The organism is Streptomyces sp. NPDC047079 (assembly GCF_040643755.1).
Lineage (GTDB): Bacteria > Actinomycetota > Actinomycetes > Streptomycetales > Streptomycetaceae > Streptomyces.
The window spans coordinates 67,881-89,949 of record NZ_JBEYUZ010000005.1 but is presented as its reverse complement, the minus strand read 5'-3'; the positions used below and the strand labels follow the sequence as shown (position 1 = coordinate 89,949).

22 protein-coding genes and 1 pseudogene are annotated in these 22,069 nt (G+C 70.7%); 9 read left to right on the top strand and 14 right to left on the bottom strand.

The genetic code is table 11. The features are described from left to right. Positions 1–12: 12 nt before the first annotated feature. From ABZ823_RS09550 to ABZ823_RS09535, 4 genes are read left to right on the top strand one after another with little or no spacing between them, the layout of a single operon-like run. On the top strand, positions 13–1,818 hold the full coding sequence (locus tag ABZ823_RS09550) for a gamma-glutamyltransferase (RefSeq protein ID WP_361656113.1): 1,806 nt from the start codon (positions 13–15) through the stop codon (positions 1,816–1,818). Positions 1,819–1,833: 15 nt separating this feature from the next. Continuing rightward, positions 1,834–2,334: a VOC family protein gene (locus ABZ823_RS09545; RefSeq protein ID WP_361656110.1), complete on the top strand. Its 501-nt coding sequence runs from the start codon at positions 1,834–1,836 to the stop codon at positions 2,332–2,334. Beyond that, positions 2,331–3,266 (top strand): L-tyrosine 3-hydroxylase, encoded by a 936-nt coding sequence (locus ABZ823_RS09540; RefSeq protein ID WP_361656107.1) that lies wholly within the window; start codon positions 2,331–2,333, stop codon positions 3,264–3,266. Before ABZ823_RS09545 ends, ABZ823_RS09540 begins: the two co-directional genes overlap by 4 nt. A gap of 16 nt (positions 3,267–3,282) precedes the next feature. After that, positions 3,283–4,476: an FAD-dependent oxidoreductase gene (locus ABZ823_RS09535; RefSeq protein WP_361656104.1), complete on the top strand. Its 1,194-nt coding sequence runs from the start codon at positions 3,283–3,285 to the stop codon at positions 4,474–4,476. A gap of 51 nt (positions 4,477–4,527) precedes the next feature. On the opposite strand, the gene ABZ823_RS09530 is transcribed toward ABZ823_RS09535, so the two are convergent. From ABZ823_RS09530 to ABZ823_RS09515, 4 genes are all read right to left on the bottom strand, one after another. Further along, positions 4,528–5,013: a YbaK/EbsC family protein gene (locus tag ABZ823_RS09530; RefSeq protein ID WP_361656102.1), complete on the bottom strand. Its 486-nt coding sequence runs from the start codon at positions 5,011–5,013 to the stop codon at positions 4,528–4,530. A gap of 11 nt (positions 5,014–5,024) precedes the next feature. Next, positions 5,025–5,570 (bottom strand): flavin reductase family protein, encoded by a 546-nt coding sequence (locus ABZ823_RS09525; RefSeq protein ID WP_361656099.1) that lies wholly within the window; start codon positions 5,568–5,570, stop codon positions 5,025–5,027. After that, positions 5,557–5,682 (bottom strand): hypothetical protein, encoded by a 126-nt coding sequence (locus tag ABZ823_RS09520; RefSeq protein ID WP_361656096.1) that lies wholly within the window; start codon positions 5,680–5,682, stop codon positions 5,557–5,559. Before ABZ823_RS09520 ends, ABZ823_RS09525 begins: the two co-directional genes overlap by 14 nt. 440 nt (positions 5,683–6,122) lie before the next feature. Beyond that, positions 6,123–7,670, bottom strand: a complete 1,548-nt coding sequence (locus ABZ823_RS09515; protein WP_361656093.1) for a tryptophan halogenase family protein — start codon at positions 7,668–7,670, stop codon at positions 6,123–6,125. Between the two features lie 212 nt (positions 7,671–7,882). Here ABZ823_RS09515 and ABZ823_RS09510 point away from each other — a divergent pair, with 212 nt between their 5' ends. Next, positions 7,883–8,605: a response regulator transcription factor gene (locus ABZ823_RS09510; RefSeq protein ID WP_361656090.1), complete on the top strand. Its 723-nt coding sequence runs from the start codon at positions 7,883–7,885 to the stop codon at positions 8,603–8,605. 88 nt (positions 8,606–8,693) lie between these two features. On the opposite strand, the gene ABZ823_RS09505 is transcribed toward ABZ823_RS09510, so the two are convergent. The 3 genes from ABZ823_RS09505 to ABZ823_RS09495 all read right to left on the bottom strand — a co-directional run bounded on the left by ABZ823_RS09505 (position 8,694) and on the right by ABZ823_RS09495 (position 10,928). Next, positions 8,694–9,329, bottom strand: a complete 636-nt coding sequence (locus ABZ823_RS09505; protein WP_361656087.1) for a LysE family translocator — start codon at positions 9,327–9,329, stop codon at positions 8,694–8,696. Between the two features lie 208 nt (positions 9,330–9,537). Then, positions 9,538–10,347: a cytochrome c oxidase assembly protein gene (locus ABZ823_RS09500; RefSeq protein ID WP_361656845.1), complete on the bottom strand. Its 810-nt coding sequence runs from the start codon at positions 10,345–10,347 to the stop codon at positions 9,538–9,540. A gap of 17 nt (positions 10,348–10,364) precedes the next feature. After that, on the bottom strand, positions 10,365–10,928 hold the full coding sequence (locus ABZ823_RS09495) for a DUF2243 domain-containing protein (RefSeq protein WP_361656084.1): 564 nt from the start codon (positions 10,926–10,928) through the stop codon (positions 10,365–10,367). Between the two features lie 424 nt (positions 10,929–11,352). On the opposite strand from ABZ823_RS09495, the gene ABZ823_RS09490 reads away from it, so the two are divergent. After that, positions 11,353–12,150 (top strand): DUF998 domain-containing protein, encoded by a 798-nt coding sequence (locus tag ABZ823_RS09490; protein ID WP_361656081.1) that lies wholly within the window; start codon positions 11,353–11,355, stop codon positions 12,148–12,150. 46 nt (positions 12,151–12,196) lie between these two features. On the opposite strand, the gene ABZ823_RS09485 is transcribed toward ABZ823_RS09490, so the two are convergent. Next, positions 12,197–12,448, bottom strand: coding sequence for a WhiB family transcriptional regulator (locus ABZ823_RS09485; protein ID WP_361656078.1), 252 nt, complete (start codon positions 12,446–12,448; stop codon positions 12,197–12,199). A 131-nt stretch (positions 12,449–12,579) separates the two neighbouring features. On the opposite strand from ABZ823_RS09485, the pseudogene ABZ823_RS09480 reads away from it, so the two are divergent. After that, positions 12,580–13,125, top strand: a pseudogene (locus ABZ823_RS09480) (aldo/keto reductase); the annotation flags it as partial. A gap of 124 nt (positions 13,126–13,249) precedes the next feature. On the opposite strand, the gene ABZ823_RS09475 reads toward ABZ823_RS09480, so the two are convergent. Next, entirely contained in the window at positions 13,250–13,648 is a 399-nt protein-coding gene (locus ABZ823_RS09475; RefSeq protein ID WP_361656076.1) for a helix-turn-helix domain-containing protein, read from the bottom strand. 140 nt (positions 13,649–13,788) lie between these two features. Here ABZ823_RS09475 and ABZ823_RS09470 point away from each other — a divergent pair, with 140 nt between their 5' ends. Beyond that, complete coding sequence (locus ABZ823_RS09470; RefSeq protein WP_361656073.1) at positions 13,789–14,634, top strand: NAD(P)H-binding protein; 846 nt, start codon at positions 13,789–13,791, stop codon at positions 14,632–14,634. Here the strand turns inward: ABZ823_RS09470 and ABZ823_RS09465 are convergent. After that, entirely contained in the window at positions 14,613–14,903 is a 291-nt protein-coding gene (locus ABZ823_RS09465; protein ID WP_361656070.1) for a DUF4232 domain-containing protein, read from the bottom strand. The genes ABZ823_RS09470 and ABZ823_RS09465 overlap by 22 nt on opposite strands. An 832-nt stretch (positions 14,904–15,735) precedes the next feature. On the opposite strand from ABZ823_RS09465, the gene ABZ823_RS09460 reads away from it, so the two are divergent. Next, entirely contained in the window at positions 15,736–16,539 is an 804-nt protein-coding gene (locus tag ABZ823_RS09460; RefSeq protein ID WP_361656843.1) for a glucose 1-dehydrogenase, read from the top strand. A 164-nt stretch (positions 16,540–16,703) separates the two neighbouring features. On the opposite strand, the gene ABZ823_RS09455 is transcribed toward ABZ823_RS09460, so the two are convergent. The 4 genes from ABZ823_RS09455 to ABZ823_RS09440 form a co-directional block, all read right to left on the bottom strand. Further along, a complete protein-coding gene (locus ABZ823_RS09455) occupies positions 16,704–17,921 on the bottom strand; it encodes an amidohydrolase family protein (protein WP_361656067.1) in 1,218 nt (405 codons plus the stop codon). Between the two features lie 52 nt (positions 17,922–17,973). Next, complete coding sequence (locus tag ABZ823_RS09450; protein ID WP_361656064.1) at positions 17,974–19,377, bottom strand: glutamine synthetase family protein; 1,404 nt, start codon at positions 19,375–19,377, stop codon at positions 17,974–17,976. 182 nt (positions 19,378–19,559) lie between these two features. Then, entirely contained in the window at positions 19,560–20,183 is a 624-nt protein-coding gene (locus tag ABZ823_RS09445) for a GNAT family protein (protein WP_361656062.1), read from the bottom strand. A 169-nt stretch (positions 20,184–20,352) separates the two neighbouring features. After that, entirely contained in the window at positions 20,353–21,870 is a 1,518-nt protein-coding gene (locus ABZ823_RS09440) for an MFS transporter (RefSeq protein ID WP_361656059.1), read from the bottom strand. Positions 21,871–22,069: the final 199 nt, after the last annotated feature.

Here is a 22,069-nt window from a genome sequence, read left to right as displayed (position 1 = left end):
GGAGCGGTCGCGGTGACGACACGTCCCGAACTGCGCGGCACCTTCGGCGCGGTGTCCACGACGCACTGGCTGGCCTCGGCAGCGGGCATGGCGACGCTGGAGGCGGGAGGCAACGCCTTCGACGCCGCCGCCGCGGCAGGATTCGTACTACAGGTGGTCGAACCGCACCTGAACGGCCCCGGCGGTGACGTGCCGATCCTCGTCTTCGACGCCACGCACGGCCGGGCCCGGGTGATCTGTGGACAGGGACCGATGCCGCGGGCGGCGACGCCGGCGGCGTTCCAGGCTCTGGGCTTGAGCCGGGTCCCCGGCTCCGGGCTGCTTCCGGCCACCGTTCCCGGGGCCTTCGGCGCCTGGCTGCGGCTGCTGGAGGAGTACGGAACGCTGCGCCTGGGGCAGGTGCTGGGACACGCCATCGGCTATGCGGCGGACGGCTATCCGCTGCTGCCCAGGGCAGCCCAGGCCATCGAGGTCCTGGCCCCGCTCTTCCGAGAGGAGTGGGCGGAGTCCGGCCGCACCTATCTGGTGGGCGGCGCACCGCCCGGCCCCTGGTCCCGGATGCGCAATCCCGCGCTCGCCGAGACATACCGGCGGATCCTGAAGGAGGCCGAGGCGGCCGGATCGCGCCGCGAGCAGCAGATCCGCGCCGCTCACCGGGCGTTCTACGGCGGTTTCGTCGCCGAGGCCATCGACGCCCACATGCGGAACACCGACGTGCTGGACGCGACGGGGCGGCGCCATCGAGGACTGCTCACCGGCGACGACATGGCTCGCTGGGAGCCCCGTACGGAGGCCACGGTGAGCCGCCGCTACCGCGGCCTGGAGGTGCACAAGCCGGGTCCGTGGTCGCAGGGCCCGGTCTTCCTCCAGCAGCTCGCGCTCCTCGAGGGATTCGACCTGGCGGCGATGGGCCTGGACAGCGCCGACTATCTGCACACCATCACCGAGTGCGCAAAGCTGGCCTATGCGGACCGGGAGGCCTGGTACGGGGACCCGGACTTCGCCGATGTGCCGCTGACCGCCCTGCTGGACGGCGACTATGCCGAGGGCCGCCGCCGGCTGGTCGGCGAACACGCCGCCGACATCCTGCGTCCTGGCAGCCCGGACGGCCGGACTCCGTGGATTCCGCCGCTGGACCGGACGGAGCCGCCGAACGATCCCTCCTGGTTGGGCCAGTTGTACGACGGCCTGCCGACAGTGGCTCTCCCGGTCGTGGCGGCGACCGAGGCACGCGGCGACACCTGCTGCCTGACGGTCACCGACCGCCAGGGCAACATGGTGGCCGCCACCCCCAGTGGGGGCTGGCTGAAGAGCTCCCCGGTGATCCCGGGCCTCGGCTTCCCGCTGGGTACGCGGGGCCAGATGGCCTGGCTGGCGGAGGGGCACCCCAACTCGCTGGCGCCGGGCAAGCGACCCCGTACCACGCTGAGCCCCACCCTCGTCCTCGAGGAGGGCCGGGCCCGGTTGGCGTTCGGCACCCCCGGCGGGGACCAGCAGGACCAGTGGACGCTGGGCTTCTTCCTGGCCCACGCCGACTTCGGGCTCGACCTGCAACACGCCGTCGAGACCCTTGCCTTCCATTCCGAGCATGTCCCGTCGTCCTTCACACCCCGCACCCACCGGCCGCTCACCGTGAAGATCGAGAGCCGTTGCCCCCACGAGGTCACGTCGGACCTCACCCGCCGCGGACACGAGATCGAGTCCGTCCCGGACTGGTCGCTGGGCAAGGTGTGTGCCGTGGGCGCGGAACCGGGCGACGGCATGGTGCGCGCCGCCGCGTCCCCACGCGGCGAGCAGGCGTACGCGGTCGCCAGATGAGAGGACTCCTGCCCCATGGACCACTCCGTGGACGAAACGACACCGCCCGGCCGCACCCTCCGGGCCGGTCTGCACCACCTCGCCGTCGAGACGGCCGACCTGGACAACTGTGTCGCCTGGTACACCGACTTCTTCGGCGGCACCGCCGCCTGGACCCTCGACACCTTTTCCGACCTGACCCGCAGCAGGCTGCCAGGCATCGTCCGGCTGACCGAGGTGGTGGCCGCGGGCACCCGGTTCCACCTGTTCACCCGCGCCACCGCCTACACCCGCCCACAGCCGGACGTGCTCCAGTTCCAGCATGTGTGCATGACCGCCGCATCGGCCGGGGAACTGCGGCAGTGGCGGGACCGCTGGCAGCGGTTGTCCGCCTCGGGGCGTTACGTCTTCGCCCGCACCGAGGCCCCGACGGAGATCGTCGTGGATGCCGACGGGGTCAGCAGCTTCTACGCCTATGACGTGAACGGCCTGGAGTACGAGTTCACTCACATACCCGCAGCGGCCCAGGGGCGGTGACCACACTGAACGGCAACTCGACCGCCGGCCTCCTGGAAGCCGCGGTCACCGAATTCGGCGGCCGCGCCTACGGTCTTGAACCCCTGGTGCTGCCGCCCGATCCGGTCCCCGGAAGCGGTGACGCACACCTGGCCGAACGGTACGGGGAACTCCTGGGCAAGGGCGCCGATGCGGAGCCCCTGGGCGCACTGGGAGCTCCGGAATCCGCGGAGCAGCTGTTCTGGTTCCGGTGGATCACCGGCCACCAGCTCACCTTCATGGTGTGGCAGGAGCTGGGACGGCGAGCCGCCGAGGCCGCCGCCCCGGCGTCGCCGGACGAGATGGCCGCGGCGGCCCGACTGGTCCGCGGCTACTCGGCGATGCTGCTGTACACCGCGTCCTGTACCCGCGACGTCTACCAACGGGTCATCAGACCCAGCATGGCCCTGCACCACCCCGGCTTCAGCGGCGCCTGGGCCCGCGACTACGGTCCCGTCCGAGCGCTGCTTCGGGGTCGGCTGCCCGCTGCCTGGGACGGCAGGGCCCACGCCCTGCTGCAGGAGTGCACGCTCAACGAAGCCGTGCACGAGGGCGTGGCCGCCAAGCTGGTGCCCGACGCTCCCTCCTTGCTCCAGGCGTCGGCGGGCAACGGCCGCACCCTGCCGCGCAATGTCCTTGCGGTCCTGTTCGATACCTATTTCCTCACGCTTCGGGCACCTTCGTCGCCCTCGGACATCGCCGCGCAACTGCTGCGCAGGGTGCGGGTCGTGCGTGACGATCTCGCGGCGAACGGCCTGTACCCGGGGTTCGCCTCCAGCCGTGGCGAGAAGCCGGAGGCACTGACCGCACCACAGGTCGAGCACATCGAACACGCCATCCCCCAGCTCCTGGGTGACCTCGCTCGCGACGCCGTGCGGCGCAGCGCCCCCGCCGCCGCTTCGGAGCGCCGATAGGAAGGAAACGGATCCCATGGCACCTGACGTGATCGTGGTCGGTGGCGGTATCGCCGGCTGTGCCTGCGCCGAGCGGCTCGCCGCGCGCGGCCTGCACGTTCTGCTCCTGGAGCGCGGCCCGCTGGCGGGCGGTGCGACGGGCCGCAACCAGGGGGGACTGCTGCCCAGTCCGCTGCCCGCCTGCGGTGACCTCTTCGCCGAAGCGATCGCGTACTACGAGCTGGCCCAGCGGGAGAGCGAGGTGTCCTTCCGGTTACGGCCGCACGGCTACCTGCTGGTCGCGCGGAGCGAGGACGGCATGGACCGCGCCCGCAGCCACGGCCGGGCGCTGGCCGAAGCCGGGTTTCCCTCCCAGGAGATCGGCATCCGCGACCTGCTGGAACGGGAACCCGGTCTCGCGCCCGACCTGGCGGGGGCGGTGGCGGTCGAGGGGGCGTATGCCCTCCATCCTGTGCTGGCCGCGACCGCGCTCGCCCACCGGGCACGGCGCGCGGGCGCGGACATCCGTACGCACACCATGGTCCGGGGCCTGCTCACGGACGCCGACCGCGTCACCGGTGTGATCACTGACGACGGGCCGCTCCCGGCGGGCGCGGTGGTCCTCGCGGCTGGGCCGTGGTCGCGAAGCCTGGCCCAGCACGCCGGAACCGATGCGCCGGTCTTCGGGGCCCGGGGCTGGCTTGTGCGTACCGCGCCCGTCACCGGTGCGGCCTTCCGCCACACCCTCATGGAGTCCACCTGGCACGGCCCGGTCGGACTGAAGCGCAACGGGCCGCCGCTGCTGGCCGATCTGGCCCATCCCGCACCCGGGGCGACGGACACTCAGGTGGTCTTCTCGCTGCAGCCGCTGCCCGGTGGGGAGGTGGTCCTCGGCTCCAGCAGCGGACCGGCGCTGCAACTCGACGACCTGCGGGACGGCGAAGCGGCGGTCTCGCTGATCACGGCGGCCGCCGCCCGTCACGCGCCGGTGCTGGCGAAGATGCCGGTCCGCGCGGCCTGGTCGGGCGTACGTCCCATGTCTCCCGACGGCCTGCCGATCGTCGGCCCGGCCCCCGGAGCCCCGGGGCTGTGGCTGCTCACAGGGTTCGGTATCGACGGCATGCCGCTGGCGCCCGGGACGGCCCGGCTGCTGAGCGACTACCTGGTGGAGGGGCGCCGTCCTGCCGGCGCCGAGCCGTTCGCACCGGACCGGTTCGGAACCCCTTGCTGAGGGACTGTCACAGGGGGCGGGGCCGGGACTACCCGCCCCGCCCCCCGCGGCTCACGAGGACAGTTCCTCGAACTTCGGGCCGATCAGGTCGATCAGGCGCTCCGCCTCGATCTGCACGGTCCTGTCAGCCCGCCCGCTGCCGCAGTACACGGTGCCCATGTGCGCCACCGAGGCGTCGAAGACGATAACGACGCCCGGCAGGTCGCACACCGGACTCGCGCCGCCCGGTTCCATGCCGAGCAGGCTCAGCTCCTCGGGGTCGGCCTGCCGGAGCTTCGCCCGGGACACGCCCGCCGCTCTGGCCAGCCTGCCGTAGTTGACACGGCCGGTGACGGGCAGGGCGGCGAGCACGAAGCCGCCGTCGGCCGTCCTGAAGACCATGGTCTTCAGTAACTGCTCGGTGGCCAGGCCCAGTGTGGTCTCGGCATCGTGCCGGCCCACGATCGGCACATGGTCCAGCACCGTGAACGGCACCCCGGACTTCCGGAGCACTTCCTCGGGGGACAGGACACCAGCGGGCTCCACGGGCTGCGACATCTCACTCCTCGTCAGTCGGGATCCGCAACGCTACCGCCCGAGGGCCAGGCGGCGTACCGGCGCAGCCCGTACAGCAGCGGGACGCGGCCGGGACCGGTGAGGACGCTGACCCGGCTGACCCGGCCGAACACCACCGTGTGGTCCCCCATCCGCTGGGCACTGTCGACGAGGCAGTCGGCGACAGCGTGCGCGGCGTCCCGCAGATGAGGGCCGGCCGCGTGGGAGGGAACGTGCCAGGGAGTGTGCCGGAACCGGCCCGGGTCGCCGGACGCGAACAACTCCGCCACATTCCGGGCACGGTGATGCAGCAGGTTGACGCTGAACGTTCCGGCGTGGGTGAGTGCGCCCAGGGTGGGGCTGCCGCTGCGCACGCACACCAGCAGCAGGGGAGGTGCGAGGGAGACACTGCACAGGGACGAGCACGTCATGCCCCACGGCCGGCCCGCGGCGTCCAGTGCCCCGATCACCGCGACACCGGTCGGGAACAGGGACATCAGGGACCGGAACTCCCCCTCACCGGCGGTCGTTTCGCGCGCGGCCGTGTCAGGCCTCGTCATGCGACAACTCCTCGGAGGCGGGCAGGGGCGGCGCGGCGGCACGAGGGTGACGGACATCCACCAGTGACAGCAGTGGGCCGGTCGCGGCGGTGGTGTCGAGTGCCACCAGCACCAGGGCCAGGAAGAGCGAGCAGTAGGAGCGCCGCGGCGGGCGCGGTGCCGCGCTCCGCCGGAACGTCCCGCAACATCACCCAGGCGGCCGGCAGCGTTCCCGCCGCCGGCCCGGGCGCCAGGGTGCCCGCAAGCAGGCCAGCGTGGGAGCGCGGTGTCACCTTGCTCCCACGCGGCCGCGCGCCGTGCCCGGCACCCGTCGGGTACAGCGCGAGGCCGGCCACTGGGACGACGTGCAGATCGTCCGTCACACCGGGCGGCAGCAGCGTCCGGACCACCCCGGGCCCGGCCGCCGCCATCAGAAGGGGAACGATGACCAGACCTACGGCGACCTCAGCGACCACCGGCGGCTGGTGGACCCATGCCGCCACACCACGAGCCAGCCGGGCCACGGCGAGCACCACGACCAGTGCCGCTACGGCCTGGAGCAGCACCACCACGTCAGCGCATCCCCGCGAGGTACTCCACCTGGCTGGGCAGCGTGTCCACCAGCTTCCGGGCCTGCTCCCGGACCCTGCCCAGTTCGCGTCGGGCCCGGCCGGGGTCGAACAGGTCCAGCGCGGGCGGGTGGCGCAGCGGAATACCGCCGAGCCCCAGCGCCATGCAGACGTAGCTGTAGGGCTCGAAGGCGTGGTAGTAGGGGTACGTGGTGTCGTTGTCCGGGAGCTTGCTCTGCCACTGCTCCAGGCGCAGCGCCATGTCCTGGGGCATCGGGCGCTTCTTCGCGTCGCGCCAGTATGCGTTGTCCGCACGGGCCGCGCCCCGGTAGTGCAGGATCAGGAACTCGCGCACCCCCTCGATGGCCCTGGCCGTAGTGAGGTTGTAGGTCTCGCGCAGCACCGCGTCCCGCCCGGTGCCGGGGAAGTACCGAACGAGTTGCTCGATCGCGTGCTGGATGAGGAAGATGCCGGTCGACTGGAGCGGTTCGACGAAGCCGGCGGACAGCCCGATGCCCACGCAGTTGTTCACCCAGGCCCGGTTGCTACGGCCGATCCGCATGCGGATGTGGTTGGCTTCGAGACCCTCGGCCGCGGGCCCGACGAAGTCCCGCAGTACCCGCTCGGCCTCCTCGGGCTCGCAGTAGTCGGACGCGTACACGTATCCGGTGCCGATCCGGTCGTAGAGCGGGATGGTCCAGATCCACCCCGCGTCCTGGGCGGTGGCCGTCGTGCACGGCCGTATGCCCTCCACCGCCGTGTCGACGGGGACCCGCAGGGCCACCGCGCGGTCGTTGGGCAGCGAGTCCTGGAAGGAGACGAACGGTTCCTCCAGGGCCTGGCCGAGCAGCCGGCCGCGGAAGCCGGAGCAGTCGATGTAGAGATCGGCGCGCAGCTCACCGTTCTCCCGGGTGACGAGGTGGTCGATCCAGCCCCGCTCGTCGAGTCCTACGTCCACGACGTCGTCGACGACCTGGCGTACGCCGCGTTTGACGGCGTAGCGGGTCAGAAAGTCGGCGAGCAGGGAGGCGTCGAAGTGGTAGGCGTAGGGGAATTGTGTGTTCTGCTCGGCGAGGGTGGTCCGGTAGAGCGGGCGGCCGGGATCCTCGACGAAGTCCTGCTCGAACAGGCGGCCGTCCAGGAACCTGGGTGAGGCCTTGGCGTCGCAGAGCCAGGGGATCAGGAAGCACTCCCGGTCGAAGTGTTCCGTCTCGCCGATCCGCTGCCACCAGTCGGTGAGCGGCACACCGTCGACGACTCGCATCCGTTCGAATGGGTGGTAGAAGTACGTGCCGGGCGCACGCCAGTTCTCCAGGCGCACCGCCAGTTTGTACGTGCCGTTGCACGCCGGCATCCAGTCGGCCTCGGTGAGGCCGAGATAGTCGAAGAAGTGCCGGACCGTGCTGAAGGTGGCCTCGCCCACCCCGATGGTGCCGATCCGCCGGGACTCCACCACGGTGACGTCGACACTGTCCGCGAACGCCGCCCGCAGGTAGGAGGCGGTCATCCACCCAGCCGTTCCACCGCCCAGGATCACCACGCTCTGTGTCATGTCACTTGACCCTAGGCTCGAACGCCCAGCGGCGCCCTCGGTCGATCGGTCCGATCACCAGGAGCGTGCGCGTCGAAAGGCCTAGGCAAAAAGAGCCAGAATGTGCGTGCCGAACATGACGGGCGAATGTGACCGAAACCAGTGCACTAGGAGTGGCAAACCCGAGAAATGATGGCCGTGTTCGAATTCCGTGAGGGACCCGGGGGGTGTCCATGGAGGAAGCTCAGTCCGAACACAAACCGGCGCCAGGAGCCGAGGGCGGCGACCAGAGACCCGGAGGGTTGCGCGTCTTCCTCATCGACGACTCCAGCCTCGTCCACGCTGGGCTGCTCCATATCTTCCTCAAGTACCCCGACCTCTGCCTCGTCGGCAGCACCCGCGACAGTTCCGCGGCTCTGGAGGCCTGTCTCGACTCCTCGCTCGATGCGGTCGTCGTCAACACCTCCTGTCGATCCATCGACATCGGTCACTTGATCCACCGCGTCCACCACTACTCGGAGTCCGGCATCTCGAGACTGCTGCTGCTGACCAATGACATCGGGGAGCCGCTCTGTCTCGAGGCGGACAAGATGGGGGCGGGCGGTGTGCTGCTGGCCTGGGAGACGCCCCGGTTCCTGGTCTCCGCCATCAGGCTCGTCTCCGGGGGATACCGGATCGACGCGCCGGACCGCGGCGAGCCGGGCCGCGCGTCACCACGCAGGCAGAACAGTCGGCACGAGACGCTCGACCTGCTGACCCTCCGCGAACGACAGGTGCTCAAACTGATGGCACGCGGTATGAAGAACGCCGAGATCGCCGGGGAACTGGTGGTCAGCGAGAGCACGGTCAAGACTCATGTGCAGAACCTGCTCGGCAAACTGGGGCTGCGCAACCGCGCCAGCGCGGTGGCCGTCGCCTACGAGCTCGGGATCACCGGGACGAGCATCGCGGGCTGACCGGGAGGCAGTCGCCCGACCGGTCGGCTCCCCGGCCGAGGCCGGCGGGCGGCTCGACCTCCCGACGCTCGGCCACCGATGCCCCCGCTCACTCCCGGCCGCTGAACGCCAGACGGATCCCCAGGCCGACCATCACCACACCTGACGTCCCGCCGATCCACGACAGGCGATGGGGCGACCTGGCGAGCCACTTGCGCGCCGACCCGGCCAGCAACCCCCATGTCGCATCCGAGATGAGCGCGATCACGACGCAGATCATGCCCAGCAGCAGCAACTGCACCTGCACGTTCCCCGCCGAGGGATCCACGAACTGCGGCAGCACGGCACCGAAGATCAGCAGCCCCTTGGGGTTGCTGAGCCCCACGATGAATCCCTCTCGTAGGACGCGGCCCGGTCTTCCCGCCTCCGGCGTGTTCTGTTCCGCCACTGCCAGCGACTTTCGATGCCGCCAGGCCTGAACGCCCAGGTACACCAGGTACAAGGCGCCGGCGAACTTCAGCACCGAGAACACCAGAAGGGAGCGCTCCAGTACGTTCCCCAGCCCGAATGCCACGAGTGTCACTTGAACGAGCAGACCTGCCTCGTTCCCCACCGCGGTGGACACGGCGGCCCGCCGCCCCAGCGCCACGCCACGGCTCACCACGAAAAGCACGCTCGGACCCGGCACGGCGATCAGCACGGCCACGACGGTCAGGAAGACGGCAAGACGATCTAATCCGATCACGGACAAACGATACCGACCGTCGCAGCTCGGCGCCCTGACGTTGCCGTAAATCGGCAGCCGTCTTCCGGACAGTCGTCTGTCCTGCCCCCACGGCGACCGCCATGCTTCCGGACGTCGTGTTCCCGCACTCCGTCACCGCTGGGCCTGCGCTCCGACGGTGTGTGGCCCCCCGGTCCGCCGACGCCAGGCAGGAGCGGACCGGTGAACGTCACGCCCGCGCAAACGGCTGGGAGGGCGACGCCTTGACGGGGCGGGGGCGGCGGTCGGGGCGCCAGGTGGCCACGAGGGCGGCGGCGAGAAGGAGTTCTGCGATGTCGCCGCCGTAGTACATGATCTCCGCACCGCCCTGCACTTCCGGGATGGGGGCGTGGATGTCGACCCAGAAGCCGCCGTACATCAGCTGCGAGATGACGGCGTGCGCCGCGATGGCACAGCCGAGGTAGACCAGGCGTGCCGGGACGCCGGGGCGGGCGGGCGCGGGATCGGGTCCGGCGATGGCATGGGCGAACAGACAGCCCGACAGCAGGAAATGGGCGTGCAACAGCCAGTGCCCGGCCGGATGCGACACGGTGGTGGTGTAGAGCGGGGTGAAGTAGAGAAGGGCGAGGCCGCCGGTGGACAGCAGCAGGGCGACGGCCGGATGGGTGAGCAGGCGGGCGGCGCGGCTGTGCAGGAGCGCGGAGAGCAGGCGGGCGCGGGGCGCGGGCAGGGTCCGCAGCAGGAGCGTCATCGAGGCGCCTAGCACCAGGGCGAGAGGGGCGTACATGCCGATGAGCATGTGCTGCGCCATATGGCCGCGGAAGTCGGAGTGGGCCAGGGGCGCGACGGGGGGCAGGAGCGCCACAGCCAGCAGGGCCAGACCGGTGATGAAACTTGCCGTGCGCCAGGCGCTCCAGGCCCGCGCCGCGTTACGGCGCCGCGCCCGGTGAGCGAGCAGGAGATAGCCGCCGGCGCACGCCGGCAGTGCGAGCACGGGCGCCAAGGTCTCCAGCAGGCCGCTGCCGGCACCGGCGTGCATGGGATGCATGTCGTGGTTCATCGGGCGTCCCGTCCGGCCTGCCGGGCGGTGGGGGCCTCGGGATCGAAGGGCTGTCCGCTGCGCTGGAGGAGCCAGCCGCCTACGAGCAGCAGCGCGCCCAGGCAGAGGAAGCCGATGTCCCACCAGAGCTGATAGGGGCCGCCGTGCACGTGGTGGATGCCCAGGATGTGGTGGTCCAGAACGCCTTCGACAAGATTGAACAGGCCCCAGCCGGCCAGCATCCAGCCCCACAGCACCCGGGAGGTCCACACCCGGCGGCGGTTGTGGGTGACCCGTGAGTACAGGATCGCCAGACCGGTGAGGACGGCGATCCAGCACACCGCGTGGAAGATGCCGTCCCACAGGGTGTTCATCTCCAGACCGGAGACGGTGTGGGGGTTGTAGTACTTCACACCGATGTGGTCGTGGTTGGTGCTGGTCAGCATGTGGTGCCACTGGAGGAGCTGGTGCAGCAGAATGCCGTCCACGAACCCGCCCAGACCCACCCCCAGCACGATGCCCGGCAGCTGAAGGCCGGCCGGCGCCAGACCGGCCCGGACCTCGCCCACGGTGGTTGCCATCACGCTGTCTCCCTCCACGCGGTCCTGGTGTCGGCTTCTCGCATGCCCGTGTGGGTCTCCCCGCGGGGAGACCGTAGTCATGCACAGTGCATCCGCCACCCCCTCACGGACTACCAGCTTCCAGGCCATACCGCCGCCGCACGTTCGGCCGTTTGGCTCACTCGTCGGCGGAGCCCTCCCGCCGGCAGGCCGCGTGCCCGGCCGGTTCCCGCTCCGGCCGGGCAGAGCACCGCCGAGCAGAGCGCCGCCCTGACCGAGCGGCCCACAGCCGGGGTCACGACTTATGGGGCCGCACCCGCACGGCTCGCCCGCCGCCCAGACCGATGCCGTTGTCCGAGAGACCACCGCGGACCGTGCGATGGAATCCGCCGTTCGGGGAACTTCGCCTAGTGGTGGGTCGGGTGGCAGGGGAGGGCCGAGCGATATGCGTGCGAACGCGAACGGTGGTCACAGGAGCCGCAGGCTATGGCCGACGCTGACGGCGGCACTGCTCAGTGTGGCGGCGGTGACGTACAACGACTGGTTGCTGCAGTTTCTGCTGCCCACCGGACTGGATCAGCGCAACTCCTATGTCAGTGAGGCCTTTGCCGCTGATCAGCCCTACCGGCTGCTGTTCAGCGGTGTCGAACTGGCCACGGCACTGCTGGTGATGACCGGCGCCTGCCTGGCAGCATCCGGTGCGCCGCGCGGCTGGGCCGCTGCGGGCTGGGGCGCACTGGGGGCATTCGGTGTCTTCTCCGTCGCGGACGTCCTGCTGCCGATGCGGTGCGCGCCCTCGCTGGAGACCGGCTGCCCCACCGACAGTGTGTGGCACACCCTGACCAGCGGCTCGGTGCACTTCGCTCTCTTCGCCTCGATGACAGCCTTCGCTCTCGCCGCCCGCTCGAACCCGGATTGCCCGCAGATCGCCGGGCGTTGGGCTCCCAGGCTGCTGCCGGTGTCCATGGCGGCGGCGGTCTGCTCCGCCGGGCCGTACCTAGGCCACCCGGGCGGAGAGGGAATCGCGCAACGGATTCACCTCGTGACCGTGGCGATGTGGTTCTGGCTGCTGGCGGCACAGGTCTGCCGGGACCACCAGTACTCGGGCAACCGCGTCGCACGGCGCCCGGTACCGGCACCCGCCGGCGGATCGGGGACGCGGCCCCTGAAGACGAGCCGTCCGGGTCGCCTCCCGGCAGCACGCGGCCGACAGGTCGCCCCGCCCCAGCGGCTTCCGCAGTAGACGTCCGTCAGTTCGACCTTGGTCCGCGGCGTGGTGGAGCGTGTCGTTATCCCGAGCGGCGCCGGGCGCCCGCGCGCCGCTTCAGCGCGCGGCGTTCGGACTCGCTCGTACCGCCCCACACGCCGATGGTCTGCTTGGTGTCCAGCGCCCACTGAAGGCACTGCTCCTGCACGGGGCAGCGTCGGCAGATCGCCTTGGCCTGCTGAGTCTGCAACAGCGCCGGGCCGGTTGTGCCGATCGGGAAGAAGAGGTCGGGGTCCTCCTGACGGCACGCGGCGTGGTCTCGCCAGTTGTCCATGAAAGTCACCTGCGATCGAAAGTCCATACCTCGGTAAACGCGTATCCGCCTTCGGGTCACCTGCGGATACGCGGGTGAAACAGCCCACCAGCCGTATCGGCCCGAGTTTCGCGAAATCATCACATGTCCCCGGGCTCCAGCGGCTCCGCACCGAGCAGCCTCCCTACTCGCTGCTGGCCCGAGGCGCCGAAAGGCACGTGCTGCCGGTGGCGCAGCGCCTGGGTATGGGCGTGCTGACCTGGAGCCCGTCGGTCTCTGGATTCCTGACCGGCCGCTACCGGAAGGGCCGGGTTCTCGATCTGAGCAGCGGACGTCCCACCCTGCACCCGGAGCGCTTCGATCCGTCGGCTTCGCGCACCGCCGCGAAGCTGGAGGTGGTCGAGCAGCTCGTTGCCGTGGCCGAGGAAGTCGGCTGCTCTCCGGCGGAGTTGGCCATCGCCTTCCCGCTCGTGCATCCAGCCGTCATATCGGTGATCACCGGTCCGCGTACGTTGGAGCAACTGCGGAGCACTTTCAAGGGCACATCCGTGGTGCTGGACGACGGCGTCCTCGACCGGATCGAGGCCATCGTGCCGCCCGGAACGGACGTCCACCCCCCGCACGGCGTCTGGGCTCCGCGGTCGCTCACCACGCCGGAGCTCCGGCGACGCACGGCCGAGTCCAGGCCTGCCGCCTGAAGCGGGCCCCGGTGGCGCAGGGCGATGTCCTGGCCGCGTCCGTGGCCGAGATCTCTCACCGCACCCGGCCGGCCGGTCAGCGTCCGCGACGGACCGACCGGAGTCCGGCTGAGGACTCGGCCCGCTACCGGTCCGGCCGGCTGTCGTAGTCCTGCCGGGCCTGCTCGACCTTGTCCAGGTTGTGGGCGGCCCATTCAGTGAGGTGCGCGAAGAGCGGAGCAAGGCTGCGGCCGAGCTCGCTGATCTCGTACTCGACCCGAGGGGGAACCTCTGGGTGGTACGTGCGCAGAATGAGGCCGTCGCGTTCCAGTTGTCTCAGCCGCTGGGTCAGCACCTTCGGCGTGATCTTGGAGATCCGCCGTTCCAGCTCGACGAAGCGTTGGAGGCCGTATGTATGCAGGGTCCACAAGATCGGAGTGGTCCACCGGCTGAACACGATGTCGACGACCGGGCCGATCGGGCAGGCGAGTTCCGGCTCTGTCGCGGCGGATGACGTCCATGTCGCGTTGCCGGCCATGCGCATCCCTTCGGGAAAGCCACTTTCCTCTAGGTACCTACTATATCCGCGGTGTTAGCGTCCCCTCGCGTCCCGGAGATCACCTCTCCGCGGCGTTTTCGCCCGCTTGGGCATCGACAACCATGCAGAGACGTGGGGGAGTTACCGTGATCGTAGTGACCGGAGCAACCGGCAACGTCGGCCGATCGCTTGTGCAGGCCCTTGTGGCGGCCGGTGAGCAAGTGACCGCAACATCCCGGGGGGTCTCGGACGCCGACGTGCCGACGGGCGTCCGCCGGCAGCGGGCGGACCTGACCGACGCCGCGAGCCTTTGGCCGGTGTTCGACGGTGCGGAGGCCTTGTTCCTCCAGAACGGCGGCCCCAGTGCGCACCTGTTGAACCCACAGGGCATTCTGGACGCCGCCCAGGCCGGCGGGGTCCGACGGATCGTGCTGCTGTCCTCCCAAGGAGCCGCGACCCGACCGCAGTCGGCCTCGCACGGGGGCACGGCACGCGCGATCGAGGATGCCGTCCGGACCTCGGGCATGGACTGGACGATCCTGCGGCCGGGCGGCTTCGACTCCAACGCGTACGCATGGGCGGAGTCGGTCAGGACCCGGCGGATCATCGCCGCGCCGTTCGGTGACGTCGGCCTGCCCACCATCGACCCGACCGACATCGCGGAGATCGCCGCCTTGAGCCTGCGTGAGGAAGGCCATGTGGGGCGGATCTATGAGCTGACCGGGCCCGCACTGAGCACACCCCGGCAACGAGCCGCGGCGATCGGCGACGCTCTCGGCGAACCGATCCGGTTCATGGAGCAGACCCGGGAGGAGGCCCACGCGCAGATGCTGCGGTTCATGCCCGCGCCCGTGGTCGAGACCACCCTTGCCATCCTCGGCGAGCCCACCCCCGACGAGCAGCGCATCAGCCCGGACGCCGAACAAGTCCTCGGCCGTGCGCCCCGCACCTTCGCCGATTGGGCCAAGCGTCACATCGCCGCCTTCCGATAGGACTCCCTGACCTGTCTCCCGCCAAGACGGCCGGTCCAGTCGACTCTGAGCGATACCGTCTCGTCGGGCGGGGTGACGAGTACGGCCACCGGTGTCACGGTGGCGGCCGGGTTGGTGAATGGTTGGGACCACGGACGCCCGCAACTCGGCGAGACCAGCGCCGACCACGCGCGCGCTCCCGGGGCAAGAGTCACGGTCCGTTCCTCCTGACCGGTGGTCCGCTCGGGGTCGGGGGTGACGCTCTCCCCGGCGCTGTTGACGGACGGCAAGCCGCAGCCGGTCAGTTCCCTCGCGGACGAGCAGTGGGACCGACCTGTCCGTCAGCGGGGTCGCCTGATCCGGGGCGGCGGCCCCACATGGTCGTCGGTTGCGCGGCTACTGGACGTCGGTGGCGTCGCACCGCCTCCGCCGACGCCCCGACCGGGAGCGCACGGGAGGGCGAGTCGGGCTGCCGGGTCGACGCCCCGCTGCGGACGGGGCGGACCGCGGCCCAGCGACGGTCCTGCCCGGCCGCCGCCGCCGGCGCGCGCACTCGCGGGCTACTGACCGACCGGGGTCGTGGTGGTCAGTTTCCACCCGCCTCCGGAGCAGTCCTCAGGTGTCGGTGGAAACCGATTCCCCTGCACGTCCGTGGACCAGCTGTGGCCGCAGGCCGTATCGCATTCGTACATGCCGGTCTCGGGCACCACCTCGCCGGGGCGGTACACCTTGTCATTGCTCATATTCGACGTATAAGCCCGGCCTCACAGGAATGCCACTCGCGATACGTACGAGATCACTCAAGGCAGTCACGAGCACGAACCCAAGCCGATCGTCCACTCAGTGACCGGCGTGACCGGCGTGACCGGGGCCCGGGACAGACAGCCTCACGGTAGCCGCAAGGCAGGCCAGGTCGCCGCCCGTCCCTCGGGCCGAAGCGTGCGAGTGCCGTATGCCCGCTCGGCACGTGATCCACCTCGAAGCCGAGGGTTATGACGGCTATCGCAACGGCCTATGGCCAGTCCGGAATCCTCCCGGACGCACGGACGCTGTATCCGCTCGCCACCCCACAGTGGCAGGGACCCGGCCTGAAAACCGTCATCGGTTCGGAACGCCGAGGCCATATCGATAACTCAGCGACTCCCAAGGTGGAGTGAACGAAACTATGGGACTTCTGGACGGCAAGGTTGCTCTGATGGAGGAACGTCCGGGATCGGCCGGGTCACCGCGCTTCTGTTCGCGGAGGAAGGCGCGAAGGTGGCGGTCACCGGGCGGCGGGAGAACGCGGGCAGGGAAGTGGTGGAGGAGATCACACGGAATGGCGGCGAGGCACTGTTCATCCAGGCCGACGCCACGGACTTCGGTGGCGCCCGGGATGTGGTGCGGCAGGTCGTCGATCGCTTCGGCACGCTTGACGTGGCCTTCAACAACGCCGGCACCGCGGCGGTCGGCCCGCTGACCGAGCTCGACGAGAAGGCCTGGGACCATCTTGTCGACGGTAACCTGAAGGGCGCTTTCTTCTCTTTGCAGGCCGAGGCCGACCAGATGAAGCGGCAGGGTGGCGGCGGAGCCATCGTCTTCAACGGATCGGTGTTCGCCGAACTCGGCACCCCGGGAATCTCCATCTACAGTGCGAGCAAGGGCGGTGTCGCCGCGCTCGCACGCGCGGCGGCTGTGGAGCTGGGGCACGACGCGATTCGTGTGAACACCGTGAACCCGACCGTTATCCGCACGCCTTTGACCGAGGGCGGAATCACAAAGACGGAGGACGGAACCGAGTACCACCCGCACGGGGAGTACATCCCCCTCGGCCGCATCGGAGAGGCGGAGGAGGTTGCCCAGGTGGTGCTTTTCCTCCTTTCCGACCGGGCCTCCTTCGTCACCGGACAGTCGATCATGGTCGATGGCGGACAGAGCGTGAACTGACTCTCGGCGCCCGGTGCCCTGCCGGCACGGGACACCGGGCGCTCGCCGAGGCACTGAGCCGGCCGAGGCGCAACCTCGCCTGCACGCATCGTGTCGGGGGAGAGGTTCGGCAAAGGCGCTGATCACGCTGACCGGTAAGCACCTTGCGACGCACTGCGGGCGCACTACGCGGAATCCTTCGGCGGCAGCCCGTAGACGCGGCGGGCGTTGTCGCACCCCGTCCACTCGACGATCCGTAGCGCGTCCGGCACGCTCAGTTCGTCCGCGTCCACCCGGTCCTGGAGCAAGGAGGCCAGACCGTACCGGAAGGCCAGGGCGCCGAGCTGGAAGAATTCGGCGACCCCGTAGGCGTCGGAGCTGTAGAGGAGTTTGCGGAACGGGGTGACCTCGAGTGCCTCCTCCAGGACCGCCCGGGCGCGGGCGGGACCAACGTGGTGCAGAGTGAGTCCGACGTCGAGATACACCTGCTCGAAGACGGCGGACAGGTAGCCGGCCTGACGTTGGTACGGCCAGCAGTGCAGCAGCAGGACCGGGATGGCACCGGAGGTGAGGTGCAGCCAGTCGGTCAGGTGGGCCGGGTCGGCGCGATGCATGCGGATGTCGTTGTCCCCGAAGCCGGTGTGCAGTTGAAGGGGCAACCCGAGGTCCACCGCCGTCCAGAGCAGGTGCCGTACGAGGACGGGATCGTCGAGTCGACGGGGGTCGTGCGGCTTCTTGTCTGCTGTGGAGGCGGCGCCGTCGGCCGATCCCCCGGCCAGCCAGCGCCGGGCCGCCTCGGTGACGTCGCCGTCCGAAGGACGATGGGGATCCAGGTCGAATCCGGTGCGGTACGCGGCCACGGATTTCACGGCCACCACGTTCCGTTCGGCGATGGCTTCGCCCATGGCGGTGACGAAGGCGCGGGCGTACTCGTCGGGTTCCACTCCCGCCGCTGCCACGGCCTCGGCGACGGCCTCGAGGCGTACGACCTCGTACGCGGCGGTCGGCGGGCGACCCGCAGCCGCCGCGAGCTCCGCCGGAGTCGTCAGGCGGCCCGGGGCGTATCCGGTGTCGACACAGAACACCTCGGTTCCCGCGTCGGCGAGAAACCTGCGGTTGACTTCACGCCAGCCCAGCTCTGCGCGCCGTGCCAGGTACTCCGCGGCCGGAGCGTGCCGCGGCAGGTCCAGAACAGGAGCACAGTGGCGGCGGATGGCCACACCGACCGGAGTGTCGAAGGGCGTGATGCCGCTCTCCGGCCACGCGTCGCCCTCCGTGATGAGCGACTGGAACGCCGCCGGATCCAGATCGGCGGTGACCACGCCGTGACAGTGGTGATCCACGAGGGGCAGACCGGCGAGGGCCTCGTGAACCGGACCGGCGGCGATTGGCCGGCTGCTCATGACCGGGTGGCCTCCTTGGTGGTCGGCGGAATCGGGCTCTCCTCGCCTGCGGTCAGTACACCCACCGGTACGCCGCCGCCACGAGCTCGTCGTCCAGCCCGGCCACCGCGGCGATCTCCCCGAGGCGTACGGCGATCACCGCGTCGGCCAGGACCGGCCCCAGGGCCGCGCGGAGCCCTTCGTCCTCGCGGAACATGCGCACGGCCTCCTCCAGTGACGTCGGCAGCCGGCGCACGCCCCTGACCCGGGCCTCGTCGCCGGTGAACCGCGCGGGATCCCCGGTGACCTCCTCCGGCAGCGGCAGGGAGGACTCAAGGCCGTCAAGTCCCGCGGCGATGAGGCAGCCGAGGGCCAGGTACGGATTGGCGGCCAGATCGACCGGCTTCACCTCCAGGTTCGCGGCCCGGCCGCACTGCCCCGTCGAGCCGGTGATGACACGCACCGCGGACTCGCGGGTCTCACGGCCCCACACGGCGAAGGCCCCGGCCCACTGCGACGGTTTGAGACGCAGATAGCTTGCCGGGCTCGGTGCGGTCACCGCGGTGAGCGCGGGCAGGTGGGCGAGCAGACCGGCCGCGAACGATTCGGCCTGGGCCGTCATGCCGTACCGGCCCTCGCCCCCCGCGTGCAGATTGGCCCCGTCACGCCAGGCGGACAGATGGACGTGCCCGCCGTTTCCGATGCCCTCCGCGGTGACCGCCGGCGCGAAGGAGACCCTCAGCGCATGGCGTGCGGCCACCGCCCGGATCGTCTGCCGCACCAGCAGGCTCCGGTCCGCGGCGGCCACCGGGTCGAGCGCACCCACCGAGACCTCGAACTGTGCGGGCGCGTACTCGGGGTGCAGTTGCTCGGCGTCCAGGCCTTCGGCCTCCAACGCCGCCAGCAGCTCCGCGGTGTAGTCGCTCAGCTCGACCTGTCGGATGGCGCCATAGGCGGGACCAGACGTGGCGGGAACGAAGTCGTCCCCCGCCGTCGATCCTCGTCCGATCATCCATTCGACCTCGATGGCCGACTTGAACGTGATGCCGAGCCGCCGAGCGGCGTCCGTGACCACCCGGCGCAGGAAGGTCCGACTGCACGCCGGATGCCGCTCACCCTCCTGGGTGATCCTGTCGACCGGCGCCCACGCCCAGCCCGGTTGTCCGGCGAGGACCACCAGGTGCGCGAGGTCGGGGTACAGGCGGAGATCACCGTCCGGGGAGCCGAGCACGTCGGTGGAGACGATGGAGTCGTTCGCCAGGAAGGTGTCGAACACCGGCGACATCCCCACGCCCCAGGCGGCCGCCGACACCAGCCGGGCCGTCGGGATGGTCTTCACCCGCGCGATACCCGCCGTATCGACGTACGCCAGGACGATGCCGTGCACGCCGCGCGCCGACAGCTCCGCGCCCAGCGCGGTGGCCCGCTCGACGTCACCCGGACGCCCACCGGGAACGGGATCATCAAGGGTGGTCATACGTCCTCCTCGGCGAGTTACGGCCCTGTGCCCCGCACCCGGAAGGGGACCCGATGGCCGCATGCCAGTGCACCAGCCCAGAATCGCTCACATCGACGGGCCGCAGGCGCCCGGCCACGCCGTGTACGGCCGCACCGGACGCCGCCAAGCGGATCGAGGGTCAGGTCACGGACAAGGAATGGTCAGGCCGGTGCGTGAGCGGTGGCCTCCGGATGCCCGCGGTGCCGGAACCACTCCGGCGCCAGAATCGACATCACAGCCGCGTCGACCCACTCGCCGTCCCAGAGCAGCGCATGGCGCAGTACGCCCTCGGGGACGAACCCCACCTTCTCGTAGACGCGGCGGGCCCGCGGATTGAAGGCGTAGACCTCGAGCGAGATGCGGTGCAGACGCAGGCTCTCAAAGCCGTAGCCGACGATCAGCCGGGTCGCCTCTGTCCCCGACCCGTGCCCGTGGACGCCGGGTACGAGGCAGATACGGAAGTTGCAGCTTTCGTTGCCCGGGTCCCACTCGTTGAGGACCGCCTCGCCGATGACGTTCCCGGTCGTCTGGTCGACCACGGCGAGGTCCAGTCGGTCGTCCTGGTCCCGGCGCGTGGCGTACCACGCGTGTATCCGCGCTTCGTCGCGCTCGCTGCCGCCGTGGTGGCCGGTCAGCCGTGATGTCTCCGCGTCCCGGAAGATCGGCATCAGCGCGGGCGCGTCGTCCACAGTGACCGGCCGGAGCAGCACGCGTTTTCCTCTCAGCGTGGGCTTGGTGAGGAAGCCGCGGCGCGCTGCGTCGGCATCTTGATCGTGATCAGCCATTGCCGCAGTGTGTCCGGCCGAGTCGCTGGATGTCCTCTCCTTATCCGCTCGGCCTTCGCCTTCGGCGGTACCGCGCGAGGCCCTCGAGGCAGTGCGGCGGCGAGGTCAGGCCGACGGCCGGGCCAGGACGGCTCGACCCGTCGGCGTGATCGGGCGCGGGAGGGCCCGGTCAGGTCTGCCGGGAGTGCACCGGGCTGTTGGCGACCTCGTCCGGGCACTTCCGGTGCGGCCCGCGCATCCGCCGGTCGCGCTGCCAGTCGAACGTCGCCAGGGCCAGGGACGCCACCATGCCGATGAGGGCCGCGCCCAGCGCGGCGACGAGGGCGCCGCGGTAGTCGTCGCTCCTGCCGAGCACCAGGTAGAAGAGGCCGGGCAGCGCGGCGGTGCCCACCGCGGCGCCGAGGCGCTGCCCGGTCTGCAGCGCGCCGCCCGCCGCGCCCGCCATGTGCACGGGCACGTCCCGCAGGGTCATGGTGATGTTGGGGGAGACCACGAAGCCGCCGCCGATGCCACCGAGGAACAGCATCGGGGCGGCGGCCCAGGGAGCGATGTCGAGGGGCGCGAAGCGGAGCAGTAGCGCGGTGCCGCCCAAACCGAGGATCACGCCCGTGAGGCCCCACACGGTGAGCAGGCGTCCGAATCTGTCCACCAGCCGGCCGGAGACCACGGCCGCGATCGCCGAGCCGAGGGCGAAGGGGGTCACCGCGAGGCCGGACCGGAGCGGGGAGAAGTCCAGGCCACGCTGGTAGAAGAGGGCGAAGACCAGCCAGATGCCGCTGAAGCCGATGAAGTACAGCGTGCCCACGCCGGCTCCCACGGCGTAGCCGCGCACGATGGTGAACAGGCGCGGGTCGAGCAGCGGCTGGGCACCCCGGGCGACGAGGCGGTGCTGCCACCGGGCGAAGGCGGCGAGAATCGCGGCGCCGACGGGGAACAGCCACCACAGGCGGTCGATGCCGCCGGAGTCCGCCTGGACCAGCGGGTACATGAGCGCGAGGACACCGAGGCCGAGGAGCAGGACACCGGGGAGGTCCACCTGTCCCCTGCCGGACCGCCGGGTGCGGGGCAGCAGGCGGCGGCCGAGCAGGACGGCGAGGATGCCGATGGGGACGTTGACGTAGAAGATCCACCGCCAGCCCTGGGCACCGGAGGCCAGGGCGAGAATGGCGCCGCCGGTTATAGGGCCGGCGGCGGAGGAGATGCCGACGGTCGCGCCGAAGAAGCCGAAGGCGCGGCCGCGCTCGGCGCCGCGGAACATCTGCTGGATGAGCGCGGAGTTCTGGGGGGCCATGAAGCCGGCCGCCAGGCCCTGGGCGAGGCGGGCCACCGTCAGCAGCGTGATGTCGGGGGCCGCTCCGCAGGCCGCGCTGAAGACAACGAAGCAGGTGAGGGCCAGCAGAAAGATGCGCCGCCGGTCCAGGGCGTCGCCGAGGCGCCCGGCGGTGACGAGGGCGAGGGCGAAGGTGAGGGCGTATCCGGACACCACCCACTGCACCTGCGCGGGGGAAGCGTGCAGGTCGCGCTGGATGGTGGGCAGGGCGACCGCCACGATCGTCACGTCCAGCAGGCTCATGAAGCCGGCCACCAGGGTGACCCACAGGGCCCGCCATCGCTGCGGATCCGGCTCGTAGCCGACCCCCTGAGGGCCCGGGTCCCGACCGTCTGCCGCAGACGTCGACGCTGTCACATGGGCTCCTCTCGCCAGGGCCGCACCCAGGCGAATCGAGTTTCCCCACCGTCGCAGGGGCACACACGACAACCTGCAACCGGTGCCCTCTCGGGACAGAGCCCGCCCGGACCGCTGCCCGAGGCATGGCATGAGGGGTCACGCGCCACGCACCGCGCCGGGGCGGTCGGCGGCTCAGGGCCGGTGAGTGCCGGCCGTC

Coding starts and splice junctions, on each gene's coding strand:
- ABZ823_RS09545 (WP_361656110.1), top strand. CDS start 1,834: ATGGACCACTCCGTGGACGAAACGACACCGCCCGGCCGCACCCTCCGG.
- ABZ823_RS09535 (WP_361656104.1), top strand. CDS start 3,283: ATGGCACCTGACGTGATCGTGGTCGGTGGCGGTATCGCCGGCTGTGCC.
- ABZ823_RS09530 (WP_361656102.1), bottom strand. CDS start 5,013: ATGTCGCAGCCCGTGGAGCCCGCTGGTGTCCTGTCCCCCGAGGAAGTG.
- ABZ823_RS09525 (WP_361656099.1), bottom strand. CDS start 5,570: ATGACGAGGCCTGACACGGCCGCGCGCGAAACGACCGCCGGTGAGGGG.
- ABZ823_RS09515 (WP_361656093.1), bottom strand. CDS start 7,670: ATGACACAGAGCGTGGTGATCCTGGGCGGTGGAACGGCTGGGTGGATG.
- ABZ823_RS09510 (WP_361656090.1), top strand. CDS start 7,883: ATGGAGGAAGCTCAGTCCGAACACAAACCGGCGCCAGGAGCCGAGGGC.
- ABZ823_RS09500 (WP_361656845.1), bottom strand. CDS start 10,347: ATGCACGCCGGTGCCGGCAGCGGCCTGCTGGAGACCTTGGCGCCCGTG.
- ABZ823_RS09495 (WP_361656084.1), bottom strand. CDS start 10,928: ATGGCAACCACCGTGGGCGAGGTCCGGGCCGGTCTGGCGCCGGCCGGC.
- ABZ823_RS09490 (WP_361656081.1), top strand. CDS start 11,353: ATGCGTGCGAACGCGAACGGTGGTCACAGGAGCCGCAGGCTATGGCCG.
- ABZ823_RS09485 (WP_361656078.1), bottom strand. CDS start 12,448: ATGGACAACTGGCGAGACCACGCCGCGTGCCGTCAGGAGGACCCCGAC.
- ABZ823_RS09475 (WP_361656076.1), bottom strand. CDS start 13,648: ATGCGCATGGCCGGCAACGCGACATGGACGTCATCCGCCGCGACAGAG.
- ABZ823_RS09455 (WP_361656067.1), bottom strand. CDS start 17,921: ATGAGCAGCCGGCCAATCGCCGCCGGTCCGGTTCACGAGGCCCTCGCC.
- ABZ823_RS09450 (WP_361656064.1), bottom strand. CDS start 19,377: ATGACCACCCTTGATGATCCCGTTCCCGGTGGGCGTCCGGGTGACGTC.
- ABZ823_RS09445 (WP_361656062.1), bottom strand. CDS start 20,183: ATGGCTGATCACGATCAAGATGCCGACGCAGCGCGCCGCGGCTTCCTC.